This window comes from Bacillus sp. TL12, from assembly GCF_022625245.1.
Taxonomy (GTDB): domain Bacteria; phylum Bacillota; class Bacilli; order Bacillales; family Bacillaceae_G; genus Bacillus_A.
Map to the genome: position 1 here is coordinate 1 of NZ_JAJJBY010000071.1, position 8,707 is coordinate 8,707.

At 33.6% G+C, this 8,707-nt stretch carries 5 protein-coding genes, 1 pseudogene and 1 CRISPR repeat array; all 6 genes and pseudogenes read right to left on the bottom strand.

The window, feature by feature from the left end:
- Positions 1-964 precede the first annotated feature (964 nt).
- On the bottom strand, positions 965-3,160 hold the full coding sequence (gene cas3 / locus LOK41_RS26490; protein ID WP_241818969.1) for a CRISPR-associated helicase Cas3': 2,196 nt from the start codon (positions 3,158-3,160) through the stop codon (positions 965-967).
- Between the two features lie 32 nt (positions 3,161-3,192).
- Positions 3,193-3,864, bottom strand: coding sequence for a type I-B CRISPR-associated protein Cas5b (cas5b, locus tag LOK41_RS26495; protein WP_174103555.1), 672 nt, complete (start codon positions 3,862-3,864; stop codon positions 3,193-3,195).
- Positions 3,854-4,771 carry a type I-B CRISPR-associated protein Cas7/Cst2/DevR gene (cas7i, locus tag LOK41_RS26500; RefSeq protein ID WP_174103554.1) on the bottom strand — a complete coding sequence of 306 codons (918 nt, stop codon included), beginning with the start codon at positions 4,769-4,771 and terminating at the stop codon, positions 3,854-3,856. The genes cas5b and cas7i overlap by 11 nt, the downstream gene beginning before the upstream one ends.
- Entirely contained in the window at positions 4,771-6,477 is a 1,707-nt protein-coding gene (gene cas8a1 / locus LOK41_RS26505; RefSeq protein ID WP_241818970.1) for a type I-B CRISPR-associated protein Cas8b1/Cst1, read from the bottom strand. The genes cas7i and cas8a1 overlap by 1 nt, the downstream gene beginning before the upstream one ends.
- Positions 6,474-7,193, bottom strand: coding sequence for a CRISPR-associated endoribonuclease Cas6 (cas6, locus tag LOK41_RS26510; protein WP_241818971.1), 720 nt, complete (start codon positions 7,191-7,193; stop codon positions 6,474-6,476). The genes cas8a1 and cas6 overlap by 4 nt, the downstream gene beginning before the upstream one ends.
- 333 nt (positions 7,194-7,526) lie before the next feature.
- Positions 7,527-7,816: direct repeats of the CRISPR family, unit length 29 nt; unit sequence GTTTTATCTGAACTATGTGGGATATAAAG.
- A gap of 103 nt (positions 7,817-7,919) precedes the next feature.
- Positions 7,920-8,527, bottom strand: a pseudogene (locus LOK41_RS26515) (recombinase family protein).
- Positions 8,528-8,707 lie beyond the last annotated feature (180 nt).

Sequence of the window (8,707 nt, forward strand, 5' to 3'; positions counted from 1 at the left end):
ATAGAATTCTTACCTAAAAACCTATATTTATATCCATATTTAATAAACTATAATAAAATGAATTTCTTGTTATCACTAAATATAATTCTTTAATATATATAAGTCACTGACATTCTGACCATGAATTTTTGAAAGGATTGAAAATTGTATATTTTTTACAAAATGTAAGTTATAATTTTTTTGAAGAGCAATCTGTAAGTCCCATTGAAATATGTGGTAAATTCACATGGGATATGAAATGCATATTCGAAAAGAGATAATGCACTAAAAAAGTGTTCTTATCTCTTTTTTACTTATATGATGAAGAAATCAATTATGGAAAATTTAAACAAACATTTGTTTAAAACATTTTGGTATGAGTATGAGGTTATGTTTTCAATTTCATGTTTATTATATAAATTTCATATAACAAAGAAAAAAAGCACCCGTTTTGGATGCTTCCTCTAAAAAACTTATGGCCACAAGCTCTTCTTAACTATTCCGCTAACAACATCAACAAGAATATTTAATAATTATTTTGGGTAACATCTTATTCCATTTGGCGATGTATGAAATCCCCGTAACAAAACTTTATATCCCACATGGTTCAGATGAAACGTAATACTTTCAGTTTTCGGATCAAATTTAAACTCCTTTATATCCCACAAAGTTCAGATAAAACAAAAAACGGTGTATTTCGAAAGATACAAAATAAATCATTTATATCCCACATAGTTCAAATAAAACAACAAACCACGGTCGCTTGAATATTGCTCCTTCTCCATTTATATCCCCTATAGTTCAAATAAAACCCTATCTAGATACGGATGATACACCTTATGATAGCAACATTTTAACAGGTGTATCAATCCGTATTTTGCAGCGAACCATCGATCGTACTTTTGTATTCTCTTCAAACATGCTGAAAACCCTTGTCATAGTAAGGTTTTCTGCATGTTTTATAAAAACGAGGTTCACTGCAAAATTAAGGAAGTACAATTCCTGTTCCTGTTATCTTTTCTTTATTAAAATCGTACTTACAATATAAAGTGTGAATGTATTGAAGTCCAAGAATGTCAAGTTCCTTTATTTCGATTCCGTATCGTTGAACCTGTCTTCTAGAAATAGAGGTTGTAAGCTTTTCGATTTGCATTCGTAATAATTTTCGCTGTTTCGAATCTTTTTCCTGTTTAAATGTAGTAAATAGCTCACGATTCTCTACATATATAGAACAGGGAATAACTTGATAATTATCAATATCACGCAGCAACCTTTGTGCTTCTGTATTTCCCATATCGTTTAGTGGAAGTTTATCTAATATCTTTAAAGCTTGATAGAATTCGTCTAAGTATTTTTTACTTAGGTTTTCTGTTTTATATAATGTTTCGACAAGCTCCATTTTTGTTTTTTCATGTAGTTTTTGTTCATTAAAGGGTTCTAAAAGTCTTAAACCGTTATTTACAATATCCTCATCATAAACGGTCCCTATCCCTTCTGCTTTTGTATAAACAAAAACATTAGGTTCTGTGTCCTTATATTCTCTTCCGCGATAACAACGACCTAAACGCTGAAATAAGCTATCTAATGTAGAGATTTCAGTAAATAACAAATCAAAATCAATATCTAATGAAGCTTCTACAAGCTGTGTGGCAATCCAAATACCACTCTGTTTTTCACGGTTTTTATCATTTGGTGCGAATTTCTTAATTTCTTCTTCTAAGACAGCACGATCCTTCTGAATAAATTGCGTGTGCAACAGCCTTACATTTTCATTATTAAGCAACCCGTATATACGTTTTGCTTCTTTTACGGTATTAGCAATAATCAATACACGTTTATTTCGTCCGGCTTTGCGAATATGTTCTAAATCCTTATCGATCTTTGTTTTGCGTATAGATATGCGATGGCGAATTAAGTCATTATAGAACTCCCCTTTTACAAAATCACTTACCTTGATTTTGCCTCGTTTCTCCATTGTTTCCATAAAAACAGTAGGAAGTGTAGCGGTCATAATCATAAATTTTCCACCTATTTGGTGAATCATTTCCAATGCTTTGAGTATAATAGCTAAGATTTTCGGAGAATAACCTTGTATTTCATCTAAAACTATCTTAGAGTACGCCATTGTTGCCAAGTATTTCTCATACCCTCGAAATAAAAATGGAAACTTTAAAATTTGATCAATGGCGCTAAATGTTAACTTTTTACTCAATAAACGAGACTGTTCATAGATAAGTTCATTGATTTCGTAATCATTGTTTAATGTCTGTAGGAAATCCACGCTTCCACTGTGTAGCAATCCAGCAATCGCTTGCCCCTCTTCATCTACATATCCCATTCCATTTGTTATACGCTCATACAAGGCATTTAAACTTACGCGTATAGGAAGTGTAATAAACCCTTTAGCTTCATCAATCCAAAATAGAGAAGCTTCTGTTTTTCCCATACCAGTTTGTGCAACAGCCACAATATTCTTGTTTCGATTCTCGTAAGAAAAGAGTTGTAGATTGCGTGGTTTATGACCATTCTTTTTTAGGAATTCATCGACATAAGTCCCAACTCCTTTGTCCGCATGATATTCCACAAGTTCTCCTGCAGAAGCCGCATGATCTACACGATTTAAAAGTCCCTTTACAAGCACAAGAAGAAGATATTCTTTATCTTTTTTCTTAATTGGCTTCCAACCTATAGTTGTAGTATCAAGATCTTTATTAACAGAACAGCATAATTCTTGCTTCAAACGGTCTATTTTCCCTTTTAAATCTGGTAAAACTACATTTAGTATTTGGGCATCAAACATTACGTTTCGTACATGATGATGTGCAATTGCCTCTTTCACAACCCGTTCTGTACTTTGGGAATAATGTAATTCTAAGAATGGAACACAAAGTAAGGAAATAAAAGCATGAGGAACATTAGGATATTTCTTTTCAATTTCTTGTTTCGTTAAAGGGGATAACCCCATATTGAGCTTAATAATTTGTTGAAACCCCTCATAAATTTTTCCTGCATCGTGGTATTGTGCAGCTACTTGTGCCAGTTGCCAGATCTCTTCTGACAAAAAAGAACCATACGAGTGTTTTAGTAAAGATAAATTTTCTAATACCCGCCCTGTATGTTCTTGTAATGTTTCAAACTCTCTTGTTTGCTGATCCCACTTTGCGTAAATGAAATCTTCCATGTTTTTTCCTCCTGAAAAAAATCCATGCCTACTCATAAGGCATGGAAAAATACAATATAGCCATCTTCATCTTCCATATACTGAGGTGAATTTAATCCTTCTCCTTTACGGAAGAACTGCGTTTGAACCGTCTCCCAAGTACGAATTCCTTGTTTCACTTGATATACCGTATTTAATCGATATGAAATCCCTTTATAATTCATATAATCAAGGCGATCAACAATACAATGACGTGGTATAAAGAAATCATTTTTTAGTGTAATGATTTCTTTTGTATGTCTTTCTTTCAACGTTACTTTTTTCACGTCTTCAATGACCGCCAAATCTTCACGTCGACCAAGGCTTGGTGCTTCATTGATATTTTCTAATGCTTTTTGTAATTGTTCCAATACACCTTGTTCGGCACGTACATGGAAAATAAGGGAGATTTCTTTCAACATATGAACATGCATGGGCATTGTTGTAACTTCTTTTGACTTGTAAAAATGATGTGTTTGCAAATCAAACAGCTTTCCTTCGTGAGTACCTTGGATGCTGATTTCCATTGGAATTAATTCATTTGCACCTAATACATAGTGAAGGAACCCCTTCACCGTACTATACGGTGGAAGAGGATAGGTTTCCTTTGCTTTTTGTGCCATTGGTTTCTTGTAACACGCGGTTTGTTGATATAACTCTATTCGTAACGCTGCACTAGCCGACATAATAATTCTCCACTTGTTGTAATAGATAATCTAGCATACCTTGAATTGTATGGGTTGAGTCGCTTGAAACAAGATTTCGTAGCTCCCCTTCATTTACGAAAACACCAGATAACAGACCAACATGCGTTTGTTCTTGTACAGTCCGTCCCATACTGCGACGTTCTAAAATTTCTTGTAGCATAATAGAATTTAAACGGTATTCACGTTTTGTCGGAACTAATTGTGTACGTCCTAAGAAATATGGTTGATTAATAGCATACAGACCACCAATTACAAACAAAGGGGATAAATCTTCTTGTCGCCCTCGGATATTACGATTTAAGGAAAATACAATTTCTAAGAATTCTTTGATTCGTCTTGCCTTTTCTTCACGTGGTAATTCAATTTCTCCATCTACACCAATTTTATCTAAATCAATAGTAATGGTATAAGAATATAAACTTGTATGCCGCTCAGATGTTGCGATATTTGGGTTTTCTTTGATACGTGAAGCATGTCCTAAATTTGTTAAGAATTCTAAGTCTCCCCGGTACGGTTCAAGAGAAACAGCATGAGACAACCGAATGCTAGCCGGGCGTTTGTTCCCCATGTCACCTTTTACAGTTTTCATGTACCCAAATAAATCCATTTCTTCTGATTCTTGAATGGTAGCACTAGGAGAATATTGGACTACGCTTTTACTTTTTCCTTCCCCTTCACCTTTGTCACGGCCAACTGTATCCAAGTTCCAACCATAACGCTCGGCTCCTAAACGAATCATATCGTATCGAATAGCTTGCCTTGAAGCAAATGTATGAACATCTCCATTTCCACGATTAAATTTCTTTAATTCGGAGATGTTACCAATTCCTTCCCCATAATTTAATGAATCTCCTTGAAATACGATCGTTAATGTTAGTCCAGCCATTAGTTTGCTTCCTCCACTTCTTTTTTATAGGGTTTGTCATTTAATCCGGATAGTAAAGCACTTGCAATACCTTCAAATTCATTACTATGTTCCCTTGTAGCATCCACATACATAGAAGTGTTCTTTTCAACTAATAAAAAGGTGCGGAATAATGTTTCAAAGAATTGTTGACGGTTATTGGTAGTTAAGGCATTTAACAGACGGTAAGTAATGCCTGGAATCTTATTCTCCATTCTACGTTCAGTAAGTCTTCTACGTACTTCGCGTCCATCCATTAGTGCATACTGGACTCTCTTTTGCATAGATTCATATTGCGCTTCTCGTGTTTCGTTAGACATGCCGTAACACTCCTTTATTCTATTTAAATGAAACATAGCCAAAGTGGCCGCATACGTATCATAACTGGAATAATTGTTATCTACGTTTTTCCTCAATTGGTTAGTGATATCACGAAAAAAATGCTCTCCATTTAATAATTTACGTAGGATTACGTTCCGAAACGGTGGATATTTAATATGATCGAGCTCTTTCCCTCCACGCTCTTGAAGGTATTGAATGGCATGTTCTGATAAAAAATTCTGAGTAAGATTCGTCTTTTTTCCACTGTTTTGGAATTCAACAATTAACATATTTTTAGAGATCCAATTTGCTTTATCTTTGGCTTCTTTTAATGTGTCGTATAAAAACACTTCAAAAGGATTGTTTTGCTTTTTATTAGTGACAAATAAATCATTTATTTCCGCTAGTGTATCAAAATCCTCATCGGTTTGAATAAAGGAATAAACTACTGTATCTTTGTCTATTTGATCTCTATGGAGCCCAAAAACAGAACAAAACATGATTAATCGATAAAGATTAGATATAGGAAACGTTTTTTGATTATTCCATGTGTAATTCGTTGCATTTGCAATACTGACTGCATTCGGAAGAAATACCGCCTCTGTGTAATCTGTAAGAGCAAATTGCCCCTCAATAACAGGACAATACAGTAATTCATCCTTCTTTAGTTTCGTAATTGTTTGTTTCGCTAACTTTTTAAAATTGTTATCATCAGATTGATGTATCACTTTGTTTAAGCTTTCTATTGCTTCATTTGTACTGTTAAAAGAATGAAGAACAGCAAGAACCTCTTGTTCTAGTAAAATAGGTTGGACGAAATCTTTTGTAAGGAATTCTTCATGTTCTGAACGATTCAGGGTACTGCGTGATCTTTGTAAAAAACTTGTTTGACCATGCAGTTCTCCTAAATGAAACCGAATCATATTTAATGTTAGTACTTCATTTACTTGATCTTGCTTTAACAACGCTAGATAATCACTTGTGACTGTTTTTAATTCTTCAATAGTTGATACATCTTTTTTTCTGCTAAACAGCTCTTTTAAGGTTCCACCTTCAATTGGTAAACGTTTATTCAACTTATTTTCTGTACTTTTAATATCAGCAAAGATAAAATCTTTAAAACTTTTAAAGTTGGATGTAGCGTATGTTAGATAAGCATTCATCTTATCTTCTTTTTCATTTGCAACAGAAAACATATCAAAAGCATAATTGAAAAACCATTGCGGAAAGTCGTGAAGCAATTTTGGATCAAAGTCTATATATGTCTCTTCGATTTCAAATAAATCTGTTTCAGCATGATCTAAAATACGATAAAACCCCAGAATACCAGTGTTCGTAGCCCAATCTTCTAAATATAATCGAATCATTGGTACTCCACGGACACGCAGCCGTACCCTTGTGACTTTTTGAAGGATGTACCAATTTGACGAAGGATTTCTAAGTCTTCTTGGTCTCCTTTTAACAAGAATGTTCCTTTATAAGCTTCAAAGTGCTGGTGATTGGGGGTATTATCAAATTTTTCTTTTACAACTTGTTTTGTTAAATTCATAGGTATAAATTGCAAAGGTTTTTTCAAGCCTTCTCCATGATAATTACGCAAAGTCATATCACAAATATAATTGAAACTCTCTTCATAACCTTCTTCTGTTGGAGCAAGAGGTTTCCCATCTCGGTCTTTAATAAAAATAGGGGAAAGGGTGCGGAATACAACCGTATCACTTTTCACTTTGACTTCCGGTAGTATAGATATGTTCTTCTTCTGTAGTTTGTATCCTTTGTACTGAAATTCTTTAATTTCGTTTAAACCATCTACTAAGTAAGAAATGAATTCAGGATCAGGTGAACTAATAATCCAGTCCAATCCGTTCTGAAGGAGGAATTCATCATTTTCTAAAACATAGTCTTTAAGATAAACGGAAAACGTAAAATTCTTACTTTTTTTATTCGGTTTATTCTCAAAGATATATAGATTCTCTGCATATACTGCGTTTGATGTTTTTAGAGCTTCTTTGATAAAACTCACAAACATAAAACGATATGAGAGAGGAATTACTTTACAAGTAAAGCTTACTTTCAACCTCATCATTTTCCTCCTTAATCTTTAATATAGGATTATTATAATGCATTCAAAAATTAAGATTCAATAAATCTGTAGAAATAAATGGAAAAATCCGTTCTGTGCAAATCAAGCTTTTTTCTTGATCCCATATAGTAAAGATAAAAATCATGTGGTACTTTCATAATTTTGCAGTAAACCTCGTCTTTATAAAACATGCTGAAAACCTTGATATGACAAGCTCTTTCAGCATGTTGTAAGAGAATACAAAAACACAATCAATGGTTCGCTGCAAAATACGGATTGATACACATAGTAAAATGTTGATATCATAAGGTGTATCATCCGTATATGGATAGGGTTTTATCTGAACTATGTGGGATATAAAGATTACTAACTTGTTTAGCGAGAACGAGGACATGAGGGTTTTATCTGAACTATGTGGGATATAAAGAGTGATCGAGAGAGAATCCAACAAAACAAACAAACTGTTTTATCTGAACTATGTGGGATATAAAGTAAATTCCTTCCGCTACGCTCCAGTCAGACATTTACGTTTTATCTGAACTATATGGGATATAAAGCTCAAAGTATGAGCACTTATCAAGGGAGTGCCCAAGAGTTTTATCTGAACTATATGGGATACAAAGCAACAAGAGCAAAAACCACAACAAGAGTAAAATAAAAGGAACTTGTAGCAATCACTACAAGTCCCTTTTAAGATAATGTTAATAAGACAAGTTATTATTTTATTTATTCTTCATACTGTTTAGCAAGTTTATAAAACGAAGAACGTTTGATGCCATACTTTTTCATGGCCCCTACTGCTGTAATTGAACCAGATTTCCATTCCTTGTAAGCATCCGTGAATTCTTCTGTTATTTCGACAGGCGGACGTCCTAAACGTTTACCTTGTTTTCTGGCAAGAGCAATTCCTTCAGTTTGACGTTGTTTAATATCAATGCGCTCTTTTTCTGCAAAGGCAGATAATATTGTCAGTGTTGCTTTTTGAATTGCGCTCTGAATAACATCATTTGTACTTTCTCCAGTGTAATTGACGTTAATGTATGGTTCCTTTATAAATTGTAAATTTACTTTATGTTTTTCGTAATATCTAAATTCTTCTAATGTATCATTCATATTTCTTCCAAGTCTTGTCAAGGAATCAAACACAATGGTATCTCCTGTACGAACAAGACGTTTTAGCATTTGATAATTCTCTCGCTCCATATTTTTCCAGATTCTTTATCTATGAAAATATCCCGTTCTTCTATCCCTAAATTCTGCATATTCTGAATTTGCCGTTCTTCGTTTTGATCTTTACTCGAAACTCGCACATATCCAAATTTTTTATGTTTCATATGCTACACCTCATTGATAATTATAATAATTATGTCTGTAAAGGTATATAAAATAAACAGATGTCTGTAAAATGAGAAACTGATGTTTATAGACGTGGTTTTTTATAGTTTCCTATGTATCTGTAAAGGTATACTTTTACAGATGATTCAATGGGTCACTTATCACTAGATACATGAAAG